Raw genomic sequence first — 24,344 nt, 5'->3', positions numbered from 1 at the left:
AACTGAAGCGTTCACGACGACCGCGCTTGGAGGTTCCGTTCGTCAGATCGAGGACGAGTATGAGCGAGCGGTTGAGCTTTTGCTCCGCGCTCACTTCGAAACTGGACAGCCCGTGTTCACTGCCACGAGCGATGGAGACGTGATCGGAACTGCGGTCGTCACCAGACCAGGCGTGTCGTGGGCTCCCGTTCGACTCCTGTGGCTGTTCACTCGCCATTTCCCCGTCGTGGCTCCCCTGTTCGGACGGATGGACTGGACAGGAGTCTATCACGTTGTACGGACGATGCGGCCTCCTAGGAGACTGCCGTCGGCGTACTACCGGTTGGAAGCGATCGGCGTTGCGCCGGCCGCACAAGGTCGAGGCGTCGGCCGAGCGCTACTCGAGACCACGCACGGCCTCGTCGAGCACGATCCCAGTTCGTCAGGGATCTATCTCGCTACGGGTGAGAAATCGACCCGAAACTTGTACGAACGGTTCGGGTACGTACCGGTGGGGACGAAGCGCTCGGACGACGTCATCGCCTACCACATGTTTCGCCCGAACGACCACGACCGACACGACGTTTCCTGGGTCTCGCAAGTCACTCCCTTGCTCGAGTGATGTTGGTCAGGTTCGACCTGATCGATATGCCGAGTTGAACGGTACGGCACTCGGAGTGGCAATCACTCCGCTAGTCGGTTGTAGAGCCGCCCGAACAGGTATCCAATGACGAATGCATCGACAAACCCCAGAACCGTCCCCCAGACGAGATCGCCCGGTTCGGGACTGTACCCGGGATAGAGATCTGCCAGTAACAGTCGCCAGCGCTCTCCGTACTTCGTCCCGGCTGCCAGTTCCAGGAAGGCAACCGCTGTGCCCCAGATAATCCCGGCCGAGAGGCCGAGTGCACGGGCATCGACCTTCCCTGTGAGCTCTGTTGTTTCGACTGAGGAAGCATGGGTCTGCTCTTGGACCGAGGGCTGTGAATCACTCATCCTACCGATGAATTGATCGACTCGAATAAAATACGATCGGGTAGTTACTATGTTGTGGGAACTGCTATAGGCAGAACTGACCAACGGGGGTTATACTGGTGAATTCGATGCGAGATCAATACGCAGCGCTTTGCGGTAGCCTGCGGAGGTACGAAACAGCGAACACGAGTCCGATTACCGGTGGGACGATCGTTCCGACGATAATGAACACCGAAATGTCGAGACCCTCGAGGAGATCGATCACCGTAATCGCCGTCAGCGTGGGGGCGATAAGCGCGGCGAACACGAGCATACTGCCCGTCCACACGTAGCCCCAGGAACGCTCCCACCGGAGCCAAACGGCGGTGATACCGAGGGCCGGCACGAGGAGCCCTAGATCGATCACGTAGGTGTGGGCTGCCTTTGGACCGAGTTGTGCGATCGCCGATGGGTGCTCGTCTGCGAGAAGTGCCGGAACGATCTCGGACAACCACATGAGTCCGAGCCCCAACGCAGTGATTGCAAGAAAACCCACATAGAAGGACGTCGACAACCGACCGTGGAGTAACGCGCGTATCTCATCAGCATCCGTCGATGCGACACCGCTGACCAGCGTAAAGACCGAGAGCCCGAATAGGGCAACGTACCCGATGAAGAAGTCGTTGTACGCGATAACGAACGCGTAGTGGGTCCACATATACATCATGTATGCGATCGCACCGAGCCACACGAGGCGGCCGCGGATCGATCCGCGTCTCGCCCACCAGAGACCGAGGACAAGAGCGGGCACCCCGATCACGAGGATAACGACATCCTGGGCATATATTCGCAACAGAACCGCTGCGGGGTCCGCGTAGTGCCCGTCTCGAAAGAGACCGAGTAGCGATGAAACGATCGATAAGAAGGCGGTCGCGACCGTTCCGGCGGTTTCCAAGCGGCTGGGAGGTACTGGCATAGGTCGTGTATGATCCGAGACACGATAGCGTTTTGTCGCGCCTGCCGGTGTAGACGTGAACTATGACTTCGTTCCTCGTTGTATACGGAACCCGAGAAGGACCTTCGATTACGCCGACCGCGCGCTTCGCTCCGTCCTCGGGCGGTTCGATCGTTTCTTCGAAGTCGGACCGGTTATCCCGCGTAGCCGAGTTCCAGCAGTTCGGCGACGGCGATCACGCACAATGCGTGGAGGGTAGCGTCGTGCGTCTCCGCGAGGTCGAGGCCGTGCTCGATCGCTCGACGGGCGCCCCCACTGCCGTCGGTCGGAATAAGGAGCGTCTGCTACATCGGTTTGCTCCGGCGTCCGTGGACTTCGTCGGCCCACGATCCTTGGATTGCCCGACGAATTGTCCGTCGAAGAGACGGGAAGCGGTTCGTTCCACGACAGCACTCCATAATTACTCGAAGATCGTCACGTCGAACGTGTCGTCCCAGCGGTAGCGACGGCCGCCCCAGACGAACGTAGGCCGCAGGATGCCGGCGGCACCGAGTACTGGCGTGAGCACGAGCGAAGGGACGGCGAACAGCCATGTCCGCCTGTCGACGCCGAGCGCGCGGTACCGATCGTAGGCGAGGAGCGTCGCAGCGACGGCGACCAGCAGCGGCGTGACGACGCCGACCGCGGCGACGGCCGCGAAGAGCCCGAGAATACCGAGCGTCCGACGCGGGGCGAAGCGATAAAAAATCGTCACGAACCGCGTGAGCCGTTCGTAGGTGATTCGGGGGCCGCCGGGGACCCGAACCTCGCTGACGAGCTCGCGTGAGGCAACGACGTCGTCGGTGTACTCGGCCAGCAACGCGTCGTCCGAGACCGTTCGCCTGAGATCCGCGACGTATCCCTCGAGGTCGATCTCGCGGCGGTCGAAGGTGACGCCGCCGCCCCAGGTCACCCAGTTCGTCCCTTCGACGACGAACGAAGCGACGACGAGACACAGCGGCTCGAACAGTTTGAACGGATACTCCTCGCTCGTGAAGACCGGAATCGCTGTCACCGTGCCGTGTTCCTCGCCGAGTCGTTTGATCGTCGCCAGCCAGTCGTCGTCGCGCTCGACGTCGTCGTCGGTCAGCACGATCCGGTCCTGGGAGGCGTGCTCGAGTGCGAGCGCGACGGCGTTTGCCTTCCCCGAACAGCCCTCCGGCTCGCCGGCGACGAGCAGTTCGGCTTCGTCGGGAAGATCGGCGTTCGCCACCGGATCGTCCTCGTGGTCGCAGACGACCAGCAGTTCGTCCTCGGGCTCGAGTTGGCGGGCCAACTGCTCGCACGACCGCGTCCACTCGAACGTCGGCAGGATGATACTCGCCATCGGCCAACCGTACGCCGACCGGAGAGCTAACGGTTTGGGGTCGGTTCACGACCTGAGAGCGTATGGCTCCCGATGGTCACCGTAGCTCCCGAACGTCCCCGGTAATATGCGTTTGTCTTTCTAGTCAACTCGTTGTTAATAGAGCCGTGCCCCTTGCCGCTCACCTCGCCCCGAACGTACGACGATTTCGTCACCGGGGAAGCGTCTCGTAAACGCGTTCTGAACACCGACGCGGTCCGTTCCGAGTCGTGCCGCGAACGGTAATCCGCAGTGTGGTCGTTAAAACAATAGGCGCCGCTTATAGCTGGGTCCGTTCATCGGTCGCATATGAGCGAAGCGACAGACATCGATCGACCGGAAGCGATGGGAACTGGCACCTCTGAAGGAATGAAGTGGATCAGCGGGATCGCCTCGATCGTCGGCCTCTGGATACTGGTATCGCCGTTCGTCCTCGAGTCGGCCGAGGCGGCGGTCTGGAACAACGTCATCGTGGGCGCGGCGATCCTGCTGCTGGCAGGCTACAACTACTACCGGATCGTTACCGACCACCCGAACAGCGTCGGCGTGATGGCACTGGCCGCCCTCCTCGGGTTGTGGACGGCAGTCGCCCCGTTCGCGTTCGAGATCGGGAGCGAGGCGCTGTTGTGGAGCAACGTCGTCGCCGGCGTGCTCGCGCTCGTTCTCGCCGGGTACGTGGCCTACGCCGGGCGCTCCGTTCGTGCCGGAACGCCGACGGGAACCTGATTACTCACTTTCGTACCACTGATCGAACCGCTCGGACAGTGAATCCGAAACGTCCGTGAGATAGGCCGTCCCCCACAGCGTCACGATAACCGCCCCGACGGCGTTGAAGATCAGGTCGACGATCGTATCGTTGATCCCGTACTGCGCCAGGACAGCGTCGAGCCCGAAGACGATCGCACTCTGGTCGATGACGAACTCGAGGATCTCCCAGACGACTCCGGCCGCGAACACGAATACGAGGATGAACGCGGCCATCACCTTCGGCGGAATGTAGACACGGTCGGTGTGAACGTGAACGGCTCGGAAAATCGCGTAGCCGGCGGCCGCAACGACCGACGCCGACAGCGCGTGCGTCAGGTGGTCCCACGGATCGATCGCGTCGTACAGCCCCGCCGAACCGAGTGCGTGGAGGAAGACAGCCGTCGTGATCCAGAGGACGAGCCCGACGTCCATCGGGAGGTCGTACTCCCGCTCGAGAATCGCCGGGACGAACGTGATCGCGAGCGCGACTGCAGCATTGGCAATCGTTGGTAAATCTCGGACGTACAATCCCCAGACGAGGACAAGCACGAGGACGACCTGCATGGCTCGACTGGCCTGCCGTTGTCGCCGGGGGGCGATGCCGAGCCGGTCTCGAAGCTTCGGCGTGTCGGGTTCGGCCGTCGACGGCGCGTCGGCTTCGGGTCGCGGCTCCGGCGGGACGTACGTCCGTTCGGTCGGCACCCTGTTTTGCGTTCGGAAGTAGAAATCGAACAGGAGGCCGCTGCCGATCCCGGCGATGCCGGCGTAGATGAACTCCATCATCACGTCGGCGTTGATCGCGTCCTGAGATCTCCCGTCCAGAACGAACGAGGTGCCAAGGAGGACGTCGGCGATCCACTGGAGGACGTTCCAGATACCGGCGACCGCGAGCGTCGTCAGCACCACGAGCGCGATGGCGAGCCCGTGGTTCAGCCGGACGGCCGTGAACTGGTGGAGTTCGACGGCGATCAACAGCGCCAGCGCGGCGACCGCGAGGTACGCCGGTACGTCCGTTACGAAGGCCCGGCCCAGCAGCGCCTCCCAGAGGATCGGGACGGCCGCGACGGCGATCAGTTCCCACGGAGGCATTACCCGCGGGTCCCGAAATGCGACTCCGGGGAAGAGGACGATTGCGACGACCACGAGCGCGATGAACCCCCAGTCGAACACCCCCTCGAAAACCGTCAGAACTGCGGTCACCAGCAAGACGGCGACGACGATCCATCCGAGGACAGCGTTCAGTCCCGTCTCCGAGAGTAATGCCCCCAGGTCGTCCGTGTGTTCCATGTGGGCGTATTCGAAAGACGGTTTGAAAGCCGTATCCCTCACCCCGATAGCTCAGCGAGGGTCTCGGGAAACGTTCATACGGTTCCGTTGCTTATATAGGGTCACAATGATGGCGACGACTCACGCGCTGTGGGGGATGGCCCTCGCGCTCCCGGTGTTCGCGGCTGCCCCGGAGTACGCACCCGTCGCGTTCGCCGCGGGCCTCCTCGGCGGTCTCGCGCCCGACCTCGACCTCTATACTGGTCACCGGAAGACGCTTCACTATCCCGTCTACGCGTCGGTCGCCGCGATCCCGGCGATCGCGTTCGCGGTCCTGTTTCCGTCGACGGCGACCGTCGCGCTTGCGGTCGGTCTCGCGGCGGCGGCGCTGCACGCCGGAAGCGACGTCCTCGGTGGCGGTCTCGAGCTCCGTCCCTGGGAGGGGAACTCCGAGCGGGCGGTCTACAGCCACTACCACGGGCGGTGGCTCCGACCCCGACAGCTGGTCCGGTACGACGGCGCGCCCGAGGACCTCGCGCTGGCCGGCGTCGCGGCGGTACCGCTCGCGCTCGTCGGCGACGTCGTGTTCGCGACGCTGTCGCTCGCACTCGTCGCCGTCTCGGCCGTCTACGTACTCCTTCGCAGGCGTCTCGCAGCGTTCGCAGCACGGCTCGCCTGCCTGCTCCCGACGGCGGTCCACCCGTACGTTCCCGCCCGATATCTCGAGACCTGAGGGCCGAACGTGGAGAAATCGACCGTTCCGAAGTCTACTTTTTTGATCGATGCCGGCGAAGGAACGCGTATGCACGTTCTCGTGCCGATAGACGACTCCGACCCAGCGGACGCGGCGCTGCACGTGATCGATCCCTACGAGACGAGTTTCTTGGCGTGGCTCGGCCGGGAGGGATTCTCGGAGCGATTCGAGGAAGAGGCCGCGGAGCTGCTCGCGGCGGCCGAGGAGCGGGCCGACGAACACGGTGTCTCGATCGATACCGAGGCGGTCGTCGGCAAGCCGGCTACGGAAATCCCGGACTACGTCGAGGAAGCGGACGTCGACCAGGTCGTTATCGGGAGCCACGGCCGTCGCGGCTCCTTGCGGGTGTTGCTCGGATGCGTCGCCGAACTGGTCGTGCGACGCGCACCGGTGCCAGTGACGGTCGTCCGGTGAGACGGGCTCGAGGACGTCTGCCGTCGTCCCGTCACCCCGGCGACTGGAAACCAGGGCGACACGACGCCGACATGGTGGGTCGTATCCGAGCGAGGGAGTCCTGGCTTCGACCGACCGGACGCAAGGATTCCTCGATGCCGATCAGATCGAGGGGGCGGGTGCGCATGTGTGTCGTGTTCTCTGAGGACTCGGCCCTCCCTTCTCCGACTAACAATATCAATTCCGTTCCAAACACCGAATACGTGGGAACGACCCACGAGTATTTGCCGATGGTCAACGAACTTTCACCTACAACCGATCGTCCGAGATTGCTCGGGCCTGTCCGGCCCGAACTACCGATTCACCACTCATCCACTCATGAACATCGAAGACATCATTTCAACGGAGTTCGTCGAACACACGCCCGACACCACCGTCTCGAAGCTGGTCGGCACCTTCACCGATACCGACGTCGAAGGCGTCGTCGTCCGCGGCGACGAGTTCGAAGGGATCGTCACCCGACGTCAACTGTCGACCTCGCACAGGCAACCACACGAGAAACTGGGACCGCTGGTCTGGCACGTCCCCCGACTGGATCCCACCGAGGACATCCGGAAGGTCGCACAGCTCATGATCGACAGCGACTCACGGCTGTTGCCCGTCTTCGACGGAGACGAACTTGCGGGCGTCGTCACCGCCGACGACGTCCTCGAGAAGGTGACGCCCTATCTCGACGCTGCAACCGTCGCCGAAGCGTACTCCGCCGATCTGGTCGCGCTGGACCCCGACTCGACGCTCGGCAAAGCGCTCAATCAATTCCGCAAACACCGCATTACGCATCTGCCAGTCGTGGATGCCAATTCAGCCGTAGGAATCCTCAGTCTATACGACGTCACCACCATGACCGTGCGCGCCGAGGTCCAGAGTCAGGGCGGCGACGGCGGCGGCGTCGATCCGTTCGGCGGCGAGATCTCCTCGAGTATGGCCCGGTCGCGACGCGGCGGCTATGGCTCCCGTGAGGGAGAGTCCGACCGGATGCTGGACCTCCCGGTTCGGGACGTGATGACGACGCCGGTCCGGACTATCAGTCCGGAGGAAACCCTCGACGTCGCGGTCGAGGAGATGTTCGAGATCAACGCCTCGTCGCTGGTCGTCACGCGTAACGGCTCGCCACACGGAATCGTGACGAAGACGGACGTCCTCGACTCGCTGACGTGGGAGGCCGAGGGCAATCGCGGCGTCCAGGTGTACGGTACGAGTCTGATCGACGACGTCACCTACGACGAGATCGTCGCGATGGTCGAGAAGTTCGACGATAGAGATCACGGGATGAACGTGCTCGATGCGAAAATCCACCTCCAGGAGCACAATGAGAAACGTCGTGGAACGCCGCTGCTGCTCGCGCGCGTCCGTCTCTACACGGACAACGGACAGTTCGTCGCGAGCGGCGAGGGCTACGGCGCGAAACACGCGCTCAACGAGGCCCGGGACGTCCTCGAGCGCCAGATCCGCGATCAAAAGACCTATGGACGCACGAAGAAGCCGCCGGGAGAGGAGTTCTGGGAGAAACGCTTCGGCTGGCTGCTCGAGGAGTGATCCGTCGGGTCCAGTCTGTGAGAAACCGACTGGACTGGCGGCACCGATCCGACACCGCTGCTCAAGGTCACCCAGTTCGGCCGGTCGACAACGATACAGAACGGCCCGAATAGTTCGAACGAATACCTCTCGCTAGTAGGTTTCGGGGCGGGTGATCGACGAGAGCCAGCGTCCTCCTCATCACTCGTCCTCGATCACCGCGCGGAGCACGGCGAACCAGTCGCCGTCGAGTTCACGTGGGGTACGCGAACGCCCCGAGCACAGCCGCGCGTTCGACGAGCCGTCGTAACTGCGCGCGGTCCGCCACGGCGTCGTCCGCTGCGTCGATCGGCCCAGCCAGGATGGAACACACGGGTCGGACGGCGTCCACTACAACGGTGTCGCGGGTATCAGTTCAGCCGTCGCGACGCGGCCATCGACAGCTTACGGAGATCGTCGCATCAGGCGGTCAGCACCGGTCGATCGGCCTGCCGGAGGACGCGTTCGGCGACGCTCCCCATCTTCCCCGGCCGTTCGTGGCTCCGTCCCTGGAAGCCGATGACGATCAGGTCGGCGTCGGTCTCGGCGGCCGTCTCTCGAACTTTCACCCAGGGTCTGCCGTGACAGACGGTCCACTCGCACTCGATACCCGCGTTGTCGGCCCGGTCGCCGACCGCCTGGCACATCGCGGCGCCCCTGTCCTCGAGGTTGTCGATCACGAGCTCAGCGCTGCTCAGTGCCGGCTCACCGTCCGGTGGGTTTCGACGCAGTACAGCACGTGCACAGCGGCGCCGTACCTATCCACCAGCTCAAGTGCGTGTTCGACCGCGCGGTTCGCCGGCTCGCTTCCGTCCGTCGGGACGAGTATGGTGTCGTACATCGGTGTCGGGCAGTGACATCGAGTGCGTTTATATGGTTCACACCGGCCATGCTGATACGTCGGCTACGGAACTCGTCTTCAGGCCGTCAGTACCGACCGATCGACCGTTCGAACGACGCGTTCTGCGGTGCTGCGGATCTCGTCGGCGGACTCGCGCCCGCGGTGTCCGAGCACCAGCAGGTCGGCGTCGACTTCGGCCGCGTAGGAGCCGATTACGCTGGCGGGGGATCCCCGCCGAACCGACGTGGTCACGTCGACGTCGGCGCGCACCTGCAAGTCTTCGGGGATCTCCTCCGCCCGCTCCGTTAACTCGTCGATAATAGCTTCCGAGCCGGTGAGCATGGAATCGTCGTACCGGCGCGTGTCAACGGTCCAAACTTGGCAGCCGAACGACGGAGCGCCCGTGAACGAGTGATTCAGGGCTGTTTCTGAGGGAGGTTTTTTTGATCATGACTACGAAGGGGTAGTATGGATATCCTCGTTCCAATCGACGATTCCCAACCGGCGACGAAAGCCGTCGAACACGCCGTCCGAGAGTATCCGGACGCGGATCTCACGCTGTTACACGTCATCGACCCGTCTGTCGGGATGTACGGGGAGGGTGGAATATATGCGTACGACTCGATACTCGAAGGGCGGCGCAAGGCTGCCGACGAATTGCTCGAGGACGCAGCCGAGATTGCAGCGGACCACGACGGTTCCGTCGAGCGGGAAACCGTCGTCGGTTCCCCCGGTAACGAGATAGTGGCGGTTTCGGAGTCGAAAGACGTCGACCACATCGTCCTCGGCAGCCATGGCCGCTCAGGGGCTTCCCGCGTACTGCTTGGGAGCGTCGCCGAACGGGTCGTTCGCCGTGCACCCGTCCCCGTGACGATCGTTCGGTGATTCGCCGCTTTTACTCCTCATCTTCGTCCTCGGGGAGGAAGAGTTCGGTGAGAAGCGGCACGAGCCCCGCCGACGATCAGGAGGATGAGTCCAAACCCCAGACGGCGTCGATCCCCTCAAGGGTTCCGTAGCTGACGCGCGGCAGGATGAGTAGGAGTAGGACAAAGGTGATCCCGTCGAAATCCAGTGGATCGACGCGAGTTGCGTTCATGTCCCACCTCCGATGAAGATGTACCCGCTCACACCGACCATGGGGAGGCCGACGAAGACGAACACGAGCGCGACCCAGGGGGGCGTAATCCATAGCACGCCACCCTCTTCCCCGACAATTCCGACCGTCCCGGTGCTGAGAACCACGTTCGAGGGCGAAATGGCGTTCCCGACCGCGCCACCGGTCATCTGACTGTCGGGGATCGTCCACTGTGGGATGTCCAGTTCCATTGCGGCTTCGTCCTGGAGTAGCGAGAATATGATGTTCGAAGCGGTGTTACTTCCGATGATGAAGGCCCCGAGAATCCCGAATCCGCTTGAGACGAACGGTGTGGCGAATTTCGGTGGTCGTCTCCCGTTGGTGCCCAAGGCGAATGCGGCGGGGCGGCTCTGCTGATAGGTTGTTCATATTATGTGTGGTCACTGATTATTTGACGCCCTAATCGCACAAGCATGATTGTAGTCCATGCAGTGTATTTCATCAACTGTTACCAATACCAGCCTCACCTTATCACCGCCGGTGCAGCTACGACTCGAGCGTGCGGACAGTCAGCACGGGAACGCTTGCGTCGGGTACCACGCGCTGGGAGATGCTCCCGACGACGAGTCGTTCGAGGGTCGATTTGCTCTCGGTTCCCATTACAAGCACGTCGATGGCCTCGCGGTCGGTATACTCGAGAATAGCTTCATCTGCTGCCCCGGAGGCGACCGTTCGAGTCGCCTCGAGACCGCGCTCGTCGGCTCGACCCGTAATCCCCGTCGTCGTTTTTTCGCCGTGTTCTTCGAACGCTTCCTGGATCTCGGCCGTGTCCGAACTCATGTCGACGGCGTACAGCACGTGCAACCTGGCGTCGGCGGCGTCGGCCAGCGAGAGGGCGTGCTCGGTCGCGGCTGCCGCTCCCGTCCAGCCGTCGGTCGCGAGACATATGTCGTCGACTCGCTCGCCGTCCCACGATGCGTCTGGACTAACCGAGAGAACGGGCTGGTGTGCCTCGCGAATTACCTCGAGTGTGACGCTCCCGAGCAGCACCTGCTGTAACCCGGTCCGCCCGTGGGTCCCGACGACGACTAGGTCGGCATCGACGTCGTCGGCACACGACAGGATCTCGCTTGCGGGCCGTCCGTTCCGAACGATCGGTTCGGCATCGCAGCCTGCGTCTATCGCGTCGGCCACAGTCGAGTCTGCATCTGACTGGCGGCGTTCGCGGCGAGCCGCGATATCGCCTTGCTTCTCTTCGACAACTGACAGGCCATGAACCTTTGCCTCGAGTGTTCGGGCCAGCGAGATGCCGACCGTCGCGGCATTCGCTGCGACGTCGCTGCCGTCGGTCGCGATGAGAAGGTCATCGTACATGACCTCCCCTACGGTGACGGCCGTCTTGGCTCTGTGGACAGCTATCATCCGTTGCAGGTCACCCTCGACGAACTGAGACGGAACGGCGGCCCTCGAGGCCGTTCGTTCCTCTGCCCGTCGTCGGTTCTCCTGCGAGCGATTCGTCGCTTCTGACAGTCCGATCGGCACTCACGACAGCGTGCGATCGATGCGATTGTTCCCATCTAGCAGGAGTTACCCTGGCGTTATATGCTCTCTCGTCCCGTTTCTCCGGATTGATGGGGGTGTCTCGCAGATTCCAGGATCGAACGGAAGCGGGAGAGCTACTCGCGGAAGAGCTACGTGAGCGAGGGATCGACGCGGATCTCGTTCTGGCCATTCCGCGTGGCGGCCTCCCGCTGGGCCGAGCAGTCGCAGACGAACTCGAGGCTCCACTCGACGTCATCGTCGCAAAGAAAATCGGTGCGCCGGGCAACCCGGAGTACGCCATCGGTGCCGTCGCGAGCGATGGAAGCGTCTGGCGAAACGAGGAAGCGATTCTCGGGACGCGAAGCGACGAGGAGTACTTTCAGGAACAGCGCGAGCGCAAAGCCGCGGAGGCACGCCAGAAGGTCGAGCGGTACCGAGGCGGTCGGTCGGAGCCGAACTTGGCGGAAAAGACTGTTGTTGTCGTAGACGACGGCGTCGCAACAGGCTCGACCGTCAGGGCCTGTCTCGCGAAGCTTCGCAGTTCGGACGCCGATCGAGTCGTCCTCGCAGTACCGGTCGGTCCGCCGACCTCTATCGCCGAACTCGAGGAGTGGACCGACGAGGTCGTCTGTCTCGAGAGGCCCGGGAGGTTCATGGGGGTCGGACAGTTCTACCGGAACTTCAGTCAGGTCTCCGACGAAGAAGCAATGGCCTACCTAGAGACGTGACCGTGAGCGGCCGGTCGAGAACGGCCCCGCGATCATCACGAGTCGACTCCCAGCGACCAACTGATCGGTGACGAGTATACATCCCAGCCATCCCAGTACGCCTCAGTAGTACCGTAGAACGACCCCCCAGGACATCGTGGCAATGGTCAATACCTTCGACGACCGGGACCACGGAATGAGCGTCCTGGACGCGAAGGTCCACCTCCACGAACACGACGAGAAACGACGGGGCGTTTCGCTGTTGCTCGCTCGCATTCGGCTCTACACTGATCGCGGACTGTACATCGCTTCCGGCGAGGGATACGGTGCGAGCCACGCCCTCAACGAGGCGCGAGACGTGCTGGAACGACAGATCCGCGACGAAAAGGCCTACGGACGCACGAAGAAGCCGCCGGGAGAGGAGTTCTGGGAGAAACGCTTCGGCTGGCTGCTCGAGGAGTAGACAGCTCTCCAACGGTAATCTAAATCGATGAACGCTATCGTACTGGTCGGCGGGTATGTGACTCGACTGTGGCCGATCACGAGACACCGGCCGAAGATGTTGCTCCCGCTCGGGGAGACCACCGTCATCGACCGAATCTACGCCGAGCTCGAGTCCGAGGATCGAATCGAGGAGGTGTACGTCAGCACGAACGAGCGGTGATCTTTCCGGACGCGACGGTCGAAGCGACGACCGTTCGGGACTCGATCATCGACGAAGGTGCTACACTCGGTGGACTCGACCTTCGCGATGCGATGGTCGGTGCGTACACCCACATTCCGAAGGGATCACTGGAGTAATTTCGGTCGTGACGTCTATTTCCCGTCGACCTTTCCGAGGAGATCGAACCGCCCGTTCGCCGATACTCGACTCTCACCGCCGCTCGACGAGGGCGTCCGCCTTGCTCCGAACCCGGACCGCCTCGAGTCGCTCGGCCAGACCTTCTGCCTCTGCAAGCTTGGACGGCGTTTCGGCGTGGATCGTATACAGGGGATCGCCGTCTTTGATCGGCGCGCTTACCGTTCGGTGAAGCACGAGTCCGGCACGGGCGTCCAGGGGCGCACCTGCCCGCCGCGCGAGATCGCAGAGCTGTCTGTTGTCGACCCGAGTCGCGATACCGGATCGCTCTGCGCGGACGGTCGTCGACTCTCCGCCCGGAGTGAGGTCGTCCGACTTGACGTCCGGATCGCCGTTCTGAGCTGCGACGATCCGCCTGAACTGCTCGAGTGCACGTCCCGACTCGAGGATATCGATCGCCGATGCGTCGACGCCACAGTGCTCGAGCAGGATATCCGCGAGACGGACGGACTTCAACCGGAGCGATTCAGGTCCGGCCCCTTCGAGCACCGAAAGCACGTCCCGGGCCTCGAGTACTGGGCCAACGCCGCGGCCGATCGGATCTGTCCCGTGGGTGATCGCACAGCTGACGTCTATCCCGAGATGGTTGCCGACCCGTTTGAGGTCGTCGGCGAACTTCCGTGCCGAGACGAGACTCTCGACTTTCGCGCCTTCCCCGTACGGAATGTCGATCAGGACGTGCGTCGAGCCAGCACTTTGCTTCTTCGAGAGCACCGAGGCCGTAAGCTGGCCTGGCGGATCGATCGAGAGCGGGTTCTCGGCGCGGATGATCGCGTCGTCGACCGGCGAGAGCTCTACGCCGCCACCCCAGACTAGACAGCCGTTCGCCTCGGCGACGATCGCCTCGATCTCATCGATCGTGAACTCGACGTCACAGAACGTCTCCACGACGTCGGCCGTCCCCGCCGGCGAGGTCACCGCTCGCGAGGATGTCTTTGGCATTGTTATCCCCGCCGCGGTGACGATCGCCACCATGACGGGCGTCACGCAGTTGCCAGCGATGCCCCCGATCGAGTGTTTGTCGGCGACGACTGTGGAGTCCCACGTCAGGTGCTGGCCGACATTGCTCATCGCCTCCGTCAGGTGTTTCGTCTCCTCGAGTGAGAGCCCGTTCGCGTAGACGGCCGAGACGTAGGCGCCCAACTCGACGTCCGACAGGCGATCCTCGTGGATATCTCGGACGATCGTCTCTAGTTCGTGAGCCTTGAGTTCGACGTCGTCTAATTTCTTGCGGACGTACCTGACCGATTCAGGAATCCCGGCGAGCGTCACGTCGACCGACCCGCGAACGTGGTCGAGCGGCTCGGTCATCCCGATCGTTCCCGGTTCGACCAGTTCGTCCGTCACCTTCACGATGCCCGTCGTCGTCCCATCGGACGCTATCCGGACGCGATCGAGCGGATGAGCACCCAGTTCGTCCGAATCGACGGTGTTCAACAGCACGAGTGGACGGCTCGTCCCGATGTCGATCGTAACTGCCTCGAGTTGCATTCGTCTGTGAACACGGCACACACAGCTAAAACGATACGGGCGTCCGACCGATCCGATACGCCCCTCCGTCCCGTCAGGAAATCGGGATCGAAAGCTCGAGAGGGTCATTTCCTCGTCGCTCGGCGGCCGAACGGCAGCAGGTACAGCGGCTCGAGTCGGGCCGGAAGTTCGAGTGCGTCCGCGACGTCGGCGCCGGTGAACGCGCCGACTGGACAGGTATTCAACCCACGTGATTCACAGACGAGGTGGACGTTTTCGGCGGCGTGGCCGGCCTCCATATGGACGTACCGATCTCCCTGTTTCGGGTACTGCCGGCGTGTTCGCTCGTAGTTCGCCGCCAGTACGATCGTCGTCGGTGCATCTCTCACCACCTCCTGTCCCAGCGCGGCCTGCGTGAGGCCGTCGTGGACGGCCCCATCGAGTTCCGACTCGAGCACGTGCCGTCCCGGATCGTAACGGTACAGCCCCCGATCCAGATCCGCCCTCCCGCCCGACGTCACCTCGAGAAAGACGACGAGCGGGTACGTCGCTCCGGCGCTCGGCGCGGCCCGCATCTCCACGCCGTCTCTCACGTGGGTAAGCCCTTGCGCCGCCCACAGTACCTGAGAGATGTCCTCGATCGTCACCGGCGCCCGAGCGAACGAGCGCCGGCTTGCTCGCGTCGCGACCGCTCGTTCGACGCTCATCTTACCGTCGGGGTCGGGTTCTGGAAGCTCGATCGGATCCATGTCGACGATGTCACGGCAAGACGGAAAATACCGTGCCCAAGAGGCTATGTCCCTCCGGCTTGAACTCCGTTCTGTGGCCACTACAGTTCTCGTTCCCGTCGACGGCTCGCCGTTATCGTCACAGGCACTCCGTCACGCGCTTCGCGAGTTTCCGGATGCGGAGATCACGGCGTACCACGTCGTCGACCTGTTCGATCCCGGTTCCGCGACCGACAACGATCTCGAATCGTCGTACGAACCGATGTTCGGGACCGAGGAGTGGTCGGCGTCCGTCGACGAGGCGAGGGATCGGCTCTTCGCGGACGTTTCCGAGACCGCCGCCGACTACGACCGATCGATCACGACCGACTGGGATATCGGTGACCCGGCGCGGCTCATCGTCGAGTACGCGACGGAAGAAGCTGTCGACCACGTCGTTCTCGGCACACACGGTCGAATCGACGAGGACCGATCGTTTGGAGCGGTCGCCGAAACCGTCGCTCGCCGCGCACCGGTTCCGGTCACGATCGTTCGGTGACGAGACTCGAGTTCGTCCTGCCGTCACAACGGCCGTCAGGTTCGTGGCTCGGTATCGGGTCGATCACTGCGGTTCGTATCTACTCGTTCGCTCGAACGACGGTGGCGGGGACTGGTGCGCGGCGAGCGACGGTTTCGGCGCCCCTTCCCAGTAGGATCCGATCGAGACCATCGCGACCGTGACTCCCGTTCACGACGTGGTTGACGTCGTGTTCTTAGCGGTGACGCCCCAGGGATCGTTCCCTGCTGCCAGCGAAGCGGATATCAAAACACCGAGATCATGGTCGCTTTTACACTTATTCGATGAGGTGCTTCCTCATATACTGAAATACTACAATTGATTACGTTTGTACCTACGTAATCCCGCGTCGAGAATCAATCCCCCTGTCGTGGTCATCTCGTCGGCGTTTCCGACGAACGCACGAGTCGAGGCCATGACGAGCGAACCGTCCACGTTCAGGTACCAGTAGGAACTGCTCGGTGGTTGGTGTCAAAAGAAGCCGTGGGCTGTTCACGCTCGTGGAATGGTTCGAGCCGTGTCGGCTTCCTCCTACGCCACCAGCAATCGCTGATTTCTGGTTAGCACATCGCAACGCTTTGCGTTCCGAGGAGGGCCACCGTCGGGGACTTCTTCCTCACATCTCTGTCAATCTGTGAAGGTCGGGTCTCGGTCTCCCGTCTTCGTGCCGGCGACCCTGAGTCGGGGGTCGCTATTCTTCTGTTTCGTCGACCGACCCGTCGTCCGCCGTGTCGGAGTCGTGCCGGGTCGCTGTCTCGGGTTGTGGACCGCCACCGGTCTGTGCCTCCTGGGCATCGCCCCAGCCACCGCTGTCGACCACTTCGAACAGTTTGCCCCAGTTCTCATCGTCCGCACTCTCCGGAAGCTGATCACGGAGCTGCTGGAAGTCCGACGGCGGCACCTCCGACCTCACGAGATCGACGATGATACGGGCGTGGTACGCTGCTTCCGGCGGATCCGTCAGGTCTCCCTCGAGTTCACTGACTCGGGTAACGAACTCCTGCCAGTCGAATCGCTGCCCGTGTTCCTGAACGGCACCGGTCATGTACCACTTGATTTCCATCGGGAGGGAGGCGGCGAGATCTTCGGCCGCCCCCTCCGGAATCCGTTCACCCAGGGTCATGAGCGTCGCCCTGATCGCTCGCACCGTTCGTCCGGTGTCCGGAAGCTCGAGTCGGTGCTGGATCTGGCCCGTGAACTCGTCGAAGTTCATAGCAGTAGCGTGCTTGCTGACCAGGGACGTCAAACCATATGCTACGTGTTCTGTCGCGAGAACGTAACTGATCCAGCAACGTCTTTCCGACAGGATCGTTTTGAGGATCCACGCCCAGGAGATCCGCGAGGGCGAGTTTCGACTAGCGATCCGTGGCGGAATGTCGTCGCTGTTCGATCTCGCGTTCTTTGCCATCGTCGCCCCACAACTGATACCACCCCCGTCGTTGTACCAACGAGCACGGACGATGCACGCTCCATCACTACCGGATCAATCAATCGAGGCGTACGCTGGCGTGACAGGTCACGACCGACTCCAGCGGCTTCGATCTCTCGCCGAGGCGCTGGAAGACGTCCGAATCCTCCACGTCAATTCGACCGCGGCCGGTGGCGGCGTCGCGGAACTGCTCCGTTCGATCGTTCCGGTGTGCAACGACCTCGCCGTCGACACTGACTGGCTCGTCATGGATGCTGATGACGACTTCTTCGAGGTGACCAAGGCAATGCACAACGCACTCCAGGGGAGCGGACCCCCGCTGACCGAGGAGATGAAGGCAACCTATCGGGCGGTCACCGAGCGAAATGCGGCCGAACTCGAAGATGTGTACGATCTCGTCATGGTTCACGATCCGCAGCCACTCGGTATGCTCGATTACATAACGGAGACGATGCCGAACGCACCGATCGTCTGGCGCTGTCACATCGATCTCACCGATCCGATCGACGACTATCTCGCGTTCGTTTCCGAGTATACGAACCGCATCGACCACGCGGTTTTCAGCCGGTCCAGCTACGTCGGTGATATCGAGGTTCCGACGAGCATCATCTATCCGTCGATCGATCCAACGACGGAGAAGAACCGCTCGCTCGATGCAGAGACGATCGCAAACGAGCACGACCGACTGGACCCCCTCTCGTTCGAGGACCCGCTCGTCGCGCAGGTTTCCCGGTTCGACCCGTGGAAGGATCAGTTCGGGACGCTGGAGGCGTACCGTCGCGCTCGCGAGGACGTAACGGACCTCCAGTTGGCGTTGGTTGGTGGGATGGCTGGCGACGATCCCGAGGGACTGGAGCTGTACGAACAGGTCTCTAAGGAAGCGGTCGACGATCCGAACGTCCACGTGCTGACCGATCTCCCGGATACGACGGTGAACGTCCTGCAGTGTCAGTCGGACGTCGTCGTCCAGAAGTCGCTGCGCGAGGGGTTCGGCCTGGTCGTCTCGGAAGCGCTCTGGAAGCGCACTCCGGTTGTCGGGTCGAACGTCGGCGGCATCCCGCTACAGATCGAGGACGGAACGAGCGGCTACCTCGTCGACCCGGACGATGCGGCGGGCGCTGGTGACCGCGTCTGTGACCTCCTCGAGAACGATGACCGTCGAACGAAGTTCGGCGAGAACGCACGCGAGCACGTCCGTGAACACTTCCTGTTGCCCCGTCAGCTCGTGGAGTTACTTGAGACTATCGTCGATGTGCTCGACCGAAATCCGTGAGTGATCGGGTCCGGGCCAACGGCAGAAACGCAGTGTGCCCCTACAATTATCCGCTGTGGTGGTGAAGTGAAGATCTGACAGCTATGAGCCGGCTCATCGACTCGATACTGATACCGACAGACGGCAGCGAGGGAGCGCTCACAGGGGCAAAATGGGGGACCGCACTGGCATCACGAATCGGCGCGGACGTGCACGTCCTCTCGGTCGTCGCCGCCCATAGCGACCTGGAGGAAGTTGCCGATGCAGCGGAGCCGATATACGCGTCACTCGAGACCGATGCGGAAGAAGCAGCGGAAACCGTCGCGGACATGGTTCGGTCCGCCGACGCGGACCTCGACGTTACGACCACGATCAAGCGAGGGACACCGTTCCAGTCGATTCGAGAGTACGCCAAGCGACGCGAGATCGACGTCATCGCTATGGGGACGAAAGGCCGGACCGGGCTGGACAGGGTCTTCCTCGGGAGCGTCACAGAGAACGTCCTCCGGACGGCACGCACGCCTGTCCTCGCCGTCCCACCGAACGCCGACGTGAGCGAGATCGACGACATCGCGTTCGACGAGTTCCTCCTTCCGACGGACGGCAGCGACGGGGCCACGATCGCAGCCGACTGGGGTATCGCGCTGGCGAGTCAATTCGAGTCGATGGTCCATACGGTGTACTCTGTCGATACGAGTCGCCTCTCTCGGGCACAGGAACCGGACGAACTCCTCAGCGCTCTCGAGCACAGCGGCGAGGACGCGATCGATACGGTTCGGGAACGTGCCAGCGACGCCAGCGTCAGCGTCTCCGGGAAGATCGCGACCGGTTCACCGGCGGACGTAATTCTCACGGCCGCGAGCAAGCACGAGATCGATCTGATCGTGATGGGAACGCACGGTCGCACCGGAATCGGCCAGTGGTTTCTCGGTAGCGTCACCGAAAACGTCGTCCGACAGGCCGACGTTCCGGTGTTTTGCGTCCCGGTCAGCGCCGATCCACCGTGATGACACCCACGAATCGATCCCGTGAATCATCGGGAGTCCGGGCCCACACACCGATTATCGCGCCGGTTCCGGGCGTCGTGTGGGAACGTAGCGACGGCGGTATCCAGTTCGTGGGTCACAGGCGGGCCAGGATACCCGCTGCGGTGGTAAACTACACGAGGGGCGGGCGCGAATACGACAAGCGCTACGAATGAGCACTGACGAGAGAGGGGAGACGGATGCCTCAGAACAGACCCGGCAGCTCTGGTTTGGCGTCGCTCTTGCGATAATATACGCGGCATACACGATACTCATCCTTGCTCTCCTGAGCGTCGATCAGTCGATCGCACTGATCATCCTCGTCGGCGGAAGCGTCGCGTTCGGCCTTGCAATCATGATATACGTACTCTACTTTCGGTGAGTGATCGTTGAGTCGGACTGTCCATTGCGAGTGACGCACCAAACAGAACTATCAATATCGACCGGTGACTTTCCGCCTCGGAAGACGGGATCAAACTCGGATTAGCGCTCTTATCGAGTGCGAGTTCGATCGGTTATAGCTCGAGGCGGTAGTGCAGAAGTCTCACCGCGTGGCTAGACATCCGGATAGTGACCAGTCCACGGTCGGACTCGTTCAATCGTTGCAGCGACACTCAGTATATCGGTTTCAGCAAACCGTCTCCCAATAATTTGCAGTCCGACGGGAAGGCCATCATCGGTGAGTCCGGCAGGTACCGATGCTGCAGGATGGCCCGTCAGATTGAACACCCACGTCAGCATCGCGTCGGTCGGAACACCCATCACCGACTGTCCGTCGATCTCCGTCGGGTAGCCGTCGCTAAGGTGTTTGCTGTACGGTGGGACAGTGAGCGTCGGTGTCACGAGGACATCGTAGTCTGTGAGGACGTTTTCGATGCCGTCGTATGCGGCAGTCCGAGGGACGTTCTGCAGTCGCTCAGCGGTAGCGTCGGTCTCCGCTCCGAGTGCGATAGTCGAGCGGACGGTCTCCTCAACGTCCGCCGTCTCAAAGTCGATCTCGTACTGTTCCGCGAGCTGCTGGGCGAACGAACTGAAAAAGACACCAACCTGTTCGACGTATGCCATCGATAGTTCCTCGTACGGTGGGAGTGACACGTCCACGGTATCGACGGTCGCGCCAGCAGTCGCGAGATCAGCAACGGCGTCGTCGACCGTTTCACGCACCGCCGGTGCGATCGGTTGGAGATCCAAGTTCGGGCTGTATGCCACCGCGAGGTCATCCGTCGGTCGGTCAGTCGCGTTCACGTAGTCCGTCTTCCGGCGGGGCACGCTGAACGGGTCTCGGCTGTCTTGACCCGCAAGGACATCGAGGAACACGGCGACGTCCTTGACAGTCCGGGCCATCGGACCGCTGACGAAAAACGGCGAATGCGTACTAAAACCGTCACTCGGGGCACGTTCGGGAACGAGTCCGAACGTCGGCTTGAGGCCGATGACGTTACAGCAGGCGGCGGGCACGCGGAGCGACCCGCCGATATCTGATCCGGTTGCGAGTTGTACTGCGCCTGCCGCGAGTGCAGCCGCCGATCCGCCGGAGGATCCTCCAGCGGATCGGTCGTAATCGAACGGTGTCGGTGTAGCGCCGGCGACGCGGTTTTCCGTCTTGATGGTGTGACCGAGGGCTGGTGTATTGGTGGTACCGACGATGATTGCACCAGCAGCCTCCAACCGCTCGACCATGATGGAATCCTCATGGGCAACGTTGTCGGCCAGCGGTGCAAGTCCCATCGTATTTCGAACGCCGGCTTTCCGACTCCGGAGGTCCTTGATAGCAACCGGGACGCCGTGAAGCGGGCCGAGGTCCTCATCGCGACCAGCTGCCCGGTCAGCCTCACGAGCGCGCTTACGCGCCAAGTCTTCGATAACGGTAATAAATGCGTTCAACTCCGTAGTTGCCTCAATTCGATCTAGCGCCGTCTCGACCAGTTCCAGAGAGGACAGCGTTTCGTTACGCACTGCCGCTGCGAGTTCGCGGGCTGACTGTCCCCTGAGCACTGACATACCTCTCTAAATAATAGGCGGGAAAATAAAGACTCGTATCAGTCCTCGACTTTCCACTCTCTGGGTTGACGATGATTTAGACGGCACGGCACCGTCTATAGTATGAGTTAGAAATAATCACTTACTTTGGGGATAGAAAGTTGATCGAGAGCTGTATCAATCGCCGTTGTAAGATCGCTGAGCGACTCAAAGAAGCGGTTGCTGAGAGTGGCTTGGAGTTGTCTCCAGCACTTCTCAACGGGATTGAGCTCTGGCGAGTACGCTGGTAACGAAGGTGAGGTCGTCACGGGCCGCCAGGTCCGTGACGGCCGACGCCTGAAAATACGGCGCTCCATCTAGAACGATGATCGGAACTGTCTAGTTCTGCACCTCCTCAATCGGCGTCTTTCCGTCGAGAGCTTGGTGCGGTCTCTGGCGGTTGTAGTAGTACACGAATTGTTCAAACCATTTGCGTGCGCTCGCCCGACTGCCCACCCACGAGTTGTGGAAGCGGTCGATGCGCATTTTGAGGGAGTGAAACCATTTTTCGATGAGGTTTCGCTCGATATAGTTGACCCGACCCACGAACGACCAGGGAGCCGATGAGCGTCCCTTAGCGGGTTGTCGACGTCAACGGTCGGTGAGAGTGCAGTTCGTCGCTTCTCTTCCCGAGTATCGAACAGTTGGCAGTAACAGGCGAATGTACCGTATTTCGACGTATCATTCGGCGACCGTCACTTGAAAAAGTCCAAACCGTTCCGTCTCCGCAGCGGGGTTAGTGCGAATTCAGGTATTCTTCCCAGTATTCCTCAACCTCTTCGTCCAGGTCTGCCGAGGGGAGATCCCGCCAGAACCAGTCCCGACCGACATCCCAGAGCCCGTCGGCGTAGTCCGGATCCCGCTCGGTTAGGTCCCCGCTGGCAGCTTCTTCGTGAAGCCGCTCGTACATGTTCAGCGAGTGGCGGATGATGCGCCCATTGGAGGCGTTGTTCAGTTCGGGTGCCTGGCCGCGCTGTTCAACCAAGACGCTGCCGCGGCCGGCCACCCCGTACGCGTTGCGACAGATATTCGCCCCCGTGCCGCCGGGGAAAATGGAGGCGTTGCCGTTCGCGCGGCCCTGGACGCCGTCCCAGAACGCACCGGCGACCTGCTTCGAGAGGTCGACTGCGTCGTCGGGCGCGTGCGGGTTGAACGGCCAGGCCAGCGACACGTTGACCATGTCGCAGTTCTGGTCGTGGTAGGTGAACTGCGTATGCCAGTCGACAATAAGGTCAGCGTCAACTTCCTCGACCTTGTCGATCATCGCCTGGGTCTCCGGCGAGGGGTTCTCGTCCGGAATGCCGATCTCCTCGTCAAAGGCGTCCTCGTCGACCTCGGCGAGGGTCTCCTCGTCGAACTGGAAGTAGTGCTGGCGGTTCGGGTCGACCGGGCCGCACTGGTTCCGGCCGAAGTAGGGTCCGTCGTGACAGATGTCATCCGGTCGACCGTTGCTTCGCGTGGGCGTCTCGTTGTCGTCGGCGGGCGCCCAGCCATCCGGGTTGTGTCGAACGAGAAAGTGGATCGTCAGCTCGTCCAGAATGTCGGAGCGACCCTGGCCGTTGCCGAGATCTCGCAGCACTCGGAGCGCGGCCTCGGTGGCCGGCTGCTCGTCGCCGTGTTGCTGGTTAGTGTGAAAGATGTGGAAGTCGCCGCTACCCACCTTCGCGTACGGGATCGGTCGACCCTGCCAAGTCTCGCCGAGTTCCTCGTACTCGACGTTCGTCCGGTTCTCGAGGTGGTGGAGCCGATCGTAGAGCGTCTCGTTCGAAGTGAACGCCTCGTAGTTCTCCTTGGCAGTCTCTGGAGGGAAGGGACCATTCGGCGTGACCACGTCACAGTCTGCCGCTGCCGTTCCGGTGATAGTCGTGCCGAAGACGCCTGCTGCAGCGATTCCACTAGCGGTCCTAAGTACATGCCGTCGCTTCATGATACACTCAATAAATCATCAACCAGTATGAAATAGTTTACGGGTTTTCTCAGAAATATCTACTACTATTTCTGCTACATACTAATGCCCAGTCGTACGCCAACGGATCGGCGACGAGATGCTAGACGAAAACAAACACAATCCCTTATGGGAGCCTCCGACCGCCCTCTTCAAAACAATCAGGTTATGAACAACGACGTCGAGACGTACGACAGTCCGTCTCTCGACTGCTCGAGGACCTTCGGTACTCGAGAGGAGTTCACGGAGCAGATCAACACCGAGCATCCTGGCGAGTACCGGCGCGACGGCTGACCCGAGACCGAGGCTAGCCGGCAAGCGCGCTGAGGAGAGTAGCGACAACAGCGACTCGTAGGTTTATATCCGAAGCCGCGGCCACGGTCGGTCGATGCCACACGACTCGATTCGAGGACTACGTGATTGTAATGGCATTCGGTAACCTGAGCTACCAACTCGAGGACACCGACCCGAAGGTGAGCCGGATCACCTGGGAACTCGCCGTCGCGATCGCCGACGAGTATAGGATCACGCTGAGCGAAGCCGCCGCGGTATCGGCGTTCGATATGAGCCGAGCGCTCTTCCCAGACTGAGCTAAGGGCACCTGGTCCGAGAAAAATCCTACAGCGTGGCAACGGTTACTGTCCGGCGTCGATTCAGTCATCCCCGAACCGCACGCTGGTACGACCGACCCGTTCGGCCCTGCGAACTCGACACATCCGAGATCACTAGTTGCCTGCGGATGTCAGTCGAAAAAGCGATTGACAGGTTTCCGAAACCGGTGCTCTACCGAACCTCCCCGTACGTCCCAACCAGTTCGCCATCGACGTACCGCCGCTGTTGGAACCCGAGA

At 61.9% G+C, this 24,344-nt stretch carries 26 protein-coding genes and 8 pseudogenes; 15 read left to right on the top strand and 19 right to left on the bottom strand.

What is annotated here, in order from left to right:
• The 5 genes and pseudogenes from QA600_RS21995 to QA600_RS21975 all read right to left on the bottom strand — a co-directional run.
• Positions 1–217, bottom strand: a 217-nt coding sequence (locus QA600_RS21995) for a hypothetical protein (RefSeq protein ID WP_278294078.1), incomplete at its 3' end; no start/stop codon positions are given.
• 446 nt (positions 218–663) lie between these two features.
• A complete protein-coding gene (locus tag QA600_RS21990) occupies positions 664–975 on the bottom strand; it encodes a bacteriophage holin (protein WP_278294077.1) in 312 nt (103 codons plus the stop codon).
• A 115-nt stretch (positions 976–1,090) separates the two neighbouring features.
• Positions 1,091–1,753, bottom strand: a complete 663-nt coding sequence (locus tag QA600_RS21985) for a hypothetical protein (protein ID WP_278294076.1) — start codon at positions 1,751–1,753, stop codon at positions 1,091–1,093.
• A gap of 368 nt (positions 1,754–2,121) precedes the next feature.
• Positions 2,122–2,220 (bottom strand): annotated as a pseudogene (locus QA600_RS22865) (universal stress protein); the annotation flags it as partial.
• Between the two features lie 128 nt (positions 2,221–2,348).
• Positions 2,349–3,254 (bottom strand): glycosyltransferase, encoded by a 906-nt coding sequence (locus QA600_RS21975; protein WP_278294075.1) that lies wholly within the window; start codon positions 3,252–3,254, stop codon positions 2,349–2,351.
• A gap of 327 nt (positions 3,255–3,581) precedes the next feature.
• Between QA600_RS21975 and QA600_RS21970 the strand changes: the two genes are divergently transcribed.
• Positions 3,582–3,998, top strand: coding sequence for an SPW repeat protein (locus QA600_RS21970; protein ID WP_278294074.1), 417 nt, complete (start codon positions 3,582–3,584; stop codon positions 3,996–3,998).
• Here QA600_RS21970 and QA600_RS21965 read toward each other — a convergent pair whose 3' ends face one another.
• Positions 3,999–5,306: a hypothetical protein gene (locus QA600_RS21965; protein ID WP_278294073.1), complete on the bottom strand. Its 1,308-nt coding sequence runs from the start codon at positions 5,304–5,306 to the stop codon at positions 3,999–4,001.
• 106 nt (positions 5,307–5,412) lie between these two features.
• Between QA600_RS21965 and QA600_RS21960 the strand changes: the two genes are divergently transcribed.
• The 3 genes from QA600_RS21960 (at position 5,413) to QA600_RS21950 (ending at position 8,028) form a co-directional block, all read left to right on the top strand.
• A complete protein-coding gene (locus QA600_RS21960; RefSeq protein ID WP_278294072.1) occupies positions 5,413–6,018 on the top strand; it encodes a metal-dependent hydrolase in 606 nt (201 codons plus the stop codon).
• Between the two features lie 69 nt (positions 6,019–6,087).
• Positions 6,088–6,453 carry a universal stress protein gene (locus QA600_RS21955; RefSeq protein ID WP_278294071.1) on the top strand — a complete coding sequence of 122 codons (366 nt, stop codon included), beginning with the start codon at positions 6,088–6,090 and terminating at the stop codon, positions 6,451–6,453.
• Positions 6,454–6,810: 357 nt separating this feature from the next.
• On the top strand, positions 6,811–8,028 hold the full coding sequence (locus QA600_RS21950) for a CBS domain-containing protein (protein WP_278294070.1): 1,218 nt from the start codon (positions 6,811–6,813) through the stop codon (positions 8,026–8,028).
• Positions 8,029–8,468: 440 nt separating this feature from the next.
• On the opposite strand, the pseudogene QA600_RS21945 reads toward QA600_RS21950, so the two are convergent.
• Positions 8,469–8,887: pseudogene (locus QA600_RS21945) on the bottom strand (universal stress protein).
• A 78-nt stretch (positions 8,888–8,965) separates the two neighbouring features.
• A pseudogene (locus tag QA600_RS21940) lies at positions 8,966–9,310 on the bottom strand (universal stress protein); the annotation flags it as partial.
• Positions 9,311–9,355: 45 nt separating this feature from the next.
• Between QA600_RS21940 and QA600_RS21935 the strand changes: the two are divergent.
• Positions 9,356–9,772 carry a universal stress protein gene (locus QA600_RS21935; RefSeq protein WP_278294069.1) on the top strand — a complete coding sequence of 139 codons (417 nt, stop codon included), beginning with the start codon at positions 9,356–9,358 and terminating at the stop codon, positions 9,770–9,772.
• Between the two features lie 76 nt (positions 9,773–9,848).
• On the opposite strand, the gene QA600_RS21930 is transcribed toward QA600_RS21935, so the two are convergent.
• The 3 genes from QA600_RS21930 to QA600_RS21920 form a co-directional block, all read right to left on the bottom strand.
• Positions 9,849–9,983: a hypothetical protein gene (locus QA600_RS21930; RefSeq protein WP_278294068.1), complete on the bottom strand. Its 135-nt coding sequence runs from the start codon at positions 9,981–9,983 to the stop codon at positions 9,849–9,851.
• A complete protein-coding gene (locus QA600_RS21925; protein ID WP_278294066.1) occupies positions 9,980–10,351 on the bottom strand; it encodes an L-lactate permease in 372 nt (123 codons plus the stop codon). Before QA600_RS21925 ends, QA600_RS21930 begins: the two co-directional genes overlap by 4 nt.
• Before the next feature lie 157 nt (positions 10,352–10,508).
• Positions 10,509–11,336 carry a universal stress protein gene (locus QA600_RS21920; protein ID WP_278294064.1) on the bottom strand — a complete coding sequence of 276 codons (828 nt, stop codon included), beginning with the start codon at positions 11,334–11,336 and terminating at the stop codon, positions 10,509–10,511.
• A gap of 257 nt (positions 11,337–11,593) precedes the next feature.
• Between QA600_RS21920 and QA600_RS21915 the strand changes: the two genes are divergently transcribed.
• From QA600_RS21915 to QA600_RS21900, 4 genes and pseudogenes are all read left to right on the top strand, one after another.
• On the top strand, positions 11,594–12,232 hold the full coding sequence (locus QA600_RS21915; protein ID WP_278294063.1) for a phosphoribosyltransferase family protein: 639 nt from the start codon (positions 11,594–11,596) through the stop codon (positions 12,230–12,232).
• A gap of 130 nt (positions 12,233–12,362) precedes the next feature.
• Positions 12,363–12,674: pseudogene (locus QA600_RS21910) on the top strand (signal transduction protein); the annotation flags it as partial.
• A 27-nt stretch (positions 12,675–12,701) separates the two neighbouring features.
• Positions 12,702–12,872 (top strand): annotated as a pseudogene (locus tag QA600_RS21905) (sugar phosphate nucleotidyltransferase); the annotation flags it as partial.
• Positions 12,872–13,012 carry a hypothetical protein gene (locus tag QA600_RS21900; protein WP_278294061.1) on the top strand — a complete coding sequence of 47 codons (141 nt, stop codon included), beginning with the start codon at positions 12,872–12,874 and terminating at the stop codon, positions 13,010–13,012. The pseudogene QA600_RS21905 and the gene QA600_RS21900, both read left to right, overlap by 1 nt.
• 73 nt (positions 13,013–13,085) lie before the next feature.
• Here QA600_RS21900 and QA600_RS21895 read toward each other — a convergent pair whose 3' ends face one another.
• On the bottom strand, positions 13,086–14,561 hold the full coding sequence (locus QA600_RS21895; RefSeq protein ID WP_278294060.1) for an AMP phosphorylase: 1,476 nt from the start codon (positions 14,559–14,561) through the stop codon (positions 13,086–13,088).
• A 104-nt stretch (positions 14,562–14,665) separates the two neighbouring features.
• Positions 14,666–15,289, bottom strand: coding sequence for a SagB/ThcOx family dehydrogenase (locus QA600_RS21890; protein WP_278294059.1), 624 nt, complete (start codon positions 15,287–15,289; stop codon positions 14,666–14,668).
• Between the two features lie 73 nt (positions 15,290–15,362).
• Between QA600_RS21890 and QA600_RS21885 the strand changes: the two genes are divergently transcribed.
• The gene (locus QA600_RS21885) at positions 15,363–15,806 is read left to right on the top strand and encodes a universal stress protein (RefSeq protein ID WP_278294058.1); all 444 of its coding nucleotides are present in this window, start codon (positions 15,363–15,365) and stop codon (positions 15,804–15,806) included.
• A 79-nt stretch (positions 15,807–15,885) separates the two neighbouring features.
• On the opposite strand, the pseudogene QA600_RS21880 reads toward QA600_RS21885, so the two are convergent.
• Both QA600_RS21880 and QA600_RS21875 read right to left on the bottom strand, forming a co-directional pair.
• Positions 15,886–16,044 (bottom strand): annotated as a pseudogene (locus tag QA600_RS21880) (universal stress protein); the annotation flags it as partial.
• 471 nt (positions 16,045–16,515) lie between these two features.
• Complete coding sequence (locus tag QA600_RS21875; RefSeq protein ID WP_278294057.1) at positions 16,516–17,037, bottom strand: DUF2267 domain-containing protein; 522 nt, start codon at positions 17,035–17,037, stop codon at positions 16,516–16,518.
• Positions 17,038–17,284: 247 nt separating this feature from the next.
• Here QA600_RS21875 and QA600_RS21870 point away from each other — a divergent pair, with 247 nt between their 5' ends.
• The 3 genes from QA600_RS21870 to QA600_RS21860 all read left to right on the top strand — a co-directional run bounded on the left by QA600_RS21870 (position 17,285) and on the right by QA600_RS21860 (position 19,912).
• Positions 17,285–18,526 carry a glycosyltransferase gene (locus QA600_RS21870; RefSeq protein ID WP_278294056.1) on the top strand — a complete coding sequence of 414 codons (1,242 nt, stop codon included), beginning with the start codon at positions 17,285–17,287 and terminating at the stop codon, positions 18,524–18,526.
• Between the two features lie 83 nt (positions 18,527–18,609).
• Entirely contained in the window at positions 18,610–19,512 is a 903-nt protein-coding gene (locus QA600_RS21865; RefSeq protein ID WP_278294055.1) for a universal stress protein, read from the top strand.
• 190 nt (positions 19,513–19,702) lie between these two features.
• Entirely contained in the window at positions 19,703–19,912 is a 210-nt protein-coding gene (locus QA600_RS21860) for a hypothetical protein (protein WP_278294054.1), read from the top strand.
• 173 nt (positions 19,913–20,085) lie between these two features.
• Here QA600_RS21860 and QA600_RS21855 read toward each other — a convergent pair whose 3' ends face one another.
• The 4 genes and pseudogenes from QA600_RS21855 to QA600_RS21840 all read right to left on the bottom strand — a co-directional run bounded on the left by QA600_RS21855 (position 20,086) and on the right by QA600_RS21840 (position 23,380).
• Entirely contained in the window at positions 20,086–21,531 is a 1,446-nt protein-coding gene (locus tag QA600_RS21855) for an amidase (protein ID WP_278294053.1), read from the bottom strand.
• A gap of 107 nt (positions 21,532–21,638) precedes the next feature.
• A pseudogene (locus tag QA600_RS21850) lies at positions 21,639–21,879 on the bottom strand (transposase); the annotation flags it as partial.
• A 9-nt stretch (positions 21,880–21,888) separates the two neighbouring features.
• Positions 21,889–22,092, bottom strand: a pseudogene (locus QA600_RS21845) (integrase core domain-containing protein); the annotation flags it as partial.
• 193 nt (positions 22,093–22,285) lie between these two features.
• A complete protein-coding gene (locus tag QA600_RS21840; protein WP_278294052.1) occupies positions 22,286–23,380 on the bottom strand; it encodes a M14 family zinc carboxypeptidase in 1,095 nt (364 codons plus the stop codon).
• A 282-nt stretch (positions 23,381–23,662) separates the two neighbouring features.
• Here QA600_RS21840 and QA600_RS21835 point away from each other — a divergent pair, with 282 nt between their 5' ends.
• Entirely contained in the window at positions 23,663–23,788 is a 126-nt protein-coding gene (locus tag QA600_RS21835) for a hypothetical protein (protein WP_278294051.1), read from the top strand.
• 131 nt (positions 23,789–23,919) lie between these two features.
• The gene (locus QA600_RS21830) at positions 23,920–24,084 is read left to right on the top strand and encodes a hypothetical protein (RefSeq protein WP_278294050.1); all 165 of its coding nucleotides are present in this window, start codon (positions 23,920–23,922) and stop codon (positions 24,082–24,084) included.
• The last annotated feature ends 260 nt before the right edge of the window (positions 24,085–24,344 follow it).

Origin of the sequence: Natronococcus sp. A-GB1, assembly GCF_029688845.1 — an archaeon.
In the GTDB taxonomy this organism is placed as follows: Archaea; Halobacteriota; Halobacteria; order Halobacteriales; family Natrialbaceae; genus Natronococcus.
This window is presented reverse-complemented; position numbering and strand designations above follow the sequence as displayed.

What these genes read in the sequence shown, in the direction of transcription:
- QA600_RS21990 (WP_278294077.1), bottom strand. Translation starts at nt 975, where the DNA reads ATGAGTGATTCACAGCCCTCGGTCCAAGAGCAGACCCATGCTTCCTCA.
- QA600_RS21975 (WP_278294075.1), bottom strand. Translation starts at nt 3,254, where the DNA reads ATGGCGAGTATCATCCTGCCGACGTTCGAGTGGACGCGGTCGTGCGAG.
- QA600_RS21970 (WP_278294074.1), top strand. Translation starts at nt 3,582, where the DNA reads ATGAGCGAAGCGACAGACATCGATCGACCGGAAGCGATGGGAACTGGC.
- QA600_RS21965 (WP_278294073.1), bottom strand. Translation starts at nt 5,306, where the DNA reads ATGGAACACACGGACGACCTGGGGGCATTACTCTCGGAGACGGGACTG.
- QA600_RS21960 (WP_278294072.1), top strand. Translation starts at nt 5,413, where the DNA reads ATGATGGCGACGACTCACGCGCTGTGGGGGATGGCCCTCGCGCTCCCG.
- QA600_RS21955 (WP_278294071.1), top strand. Translation starts at nt 6,088, where the DNA reads ATGCACGTTCTCGTGCCGATAGACGACTCCGACCCAGCGGACGCGGCG.
- QA600_RS21950 (WP_278294070.1), top strand. Translation starts at nt 6,811, where the DNA reads ATGAACATCGAAGACATCATTTCAACGGAGTTCGTCGAACACACGCCC.
- QA600_RS21935 (WP_278294069.1), top strand. Translation starts at nt 9,356, where the DNA reads ATGGATATCCTCGTTCCAATCGACGATTCCCAACCGGCGACGAAAGCC.
- QA600_RS21930 (WP_278294068.1), bottom strand. Translation starts at nt 9,983, where the DNA reads ATGAACGCAACTCGCGTCGATCCACTGGATTTCGACGGGATCACCTTT.
- QA600_RS21920 (WP_278294064.1), bottom strand. Translation starts at nt 11,336, where the DNA reads ATGTACGATGACCTTCTCATCGCGACCGACGGCAGCGACGTCGCAGCG.
- QA600_RS21915 (WP_278294063.1), top strand. Translation starts at nt 11,594, where the DNA reads ATGGGGGTGTCTCGCAGATTCCAGGATCGAACGGAAGCGGGAGAGCTA.
- QA600_RS21895 (WP_278294060.1), bottom strand. Translation starts at nt 14,561, where the DNA reads ATGCAACTCGAGGCAGTTACGATCGACATCGGGACGAGCCGTCCACTC.
- QA600_RS21890 (WP_278294059.1), bottom strand. Translation starts at nt 15,289, where the DNA reads ATGGATCCGATCGAGCTTCCAGAACCCGACCCCGACGGTAAGATGAGC.
- QA600_RS21875 (WP_278294057.1), bottom strand. Translation starts at nt 17,037, where the DNA reads ATGAACTTCGACGAGTTCACGGGCCAGATCCAGCACCGACTCGAGCTT.
- QA600_RS21870 (WP_278294056.1), top strand. Translation starts at nt 17,285, where the DNA reads ATGCACGCTCCATCACTACCGGATCAATCAATCGAGGCGTACGCTGGC.
- QA600_RS21865 (WP_278294055.1), top strand. Translation starts at nt 18,610, where the DNA reads ATGAGCCGGCTCATCGACTCGATACTGATACCGACAGACGGCAGCGAG.
- QA600_RS21860 (WP_278294054.1), top strand. Translation starts at nt 19,703, where the DNA reads ATGAGCACTGACGAGAGAGGGGAGACGGATGCCTCAGAACAGACCCGG.
- QA600_RS21855 (WP_278294053.1), bottom strand. Translation starts at nt 21,531, where the DNA reads ATGTCAGTGCTCAGGGGACAGTCAGCCCGCGAACTCGCAGCGGCAGTG.
- QA600_RS21835 (WP_278294051.1), top strand. Translation starts at nt 23,663, where the DNA reads ATGAACAACGACGTCGAGACGTACGACAGTCCGTCTCTCGACTGCTCG.
- QA600_RS21830 (WP_278294050.1), top strand. Translation starts at nt 23,920, where the DNA reads ATGGCATTCGGTAACCTGAGCTACCAACTCGAGGACACCGACCCGAAG.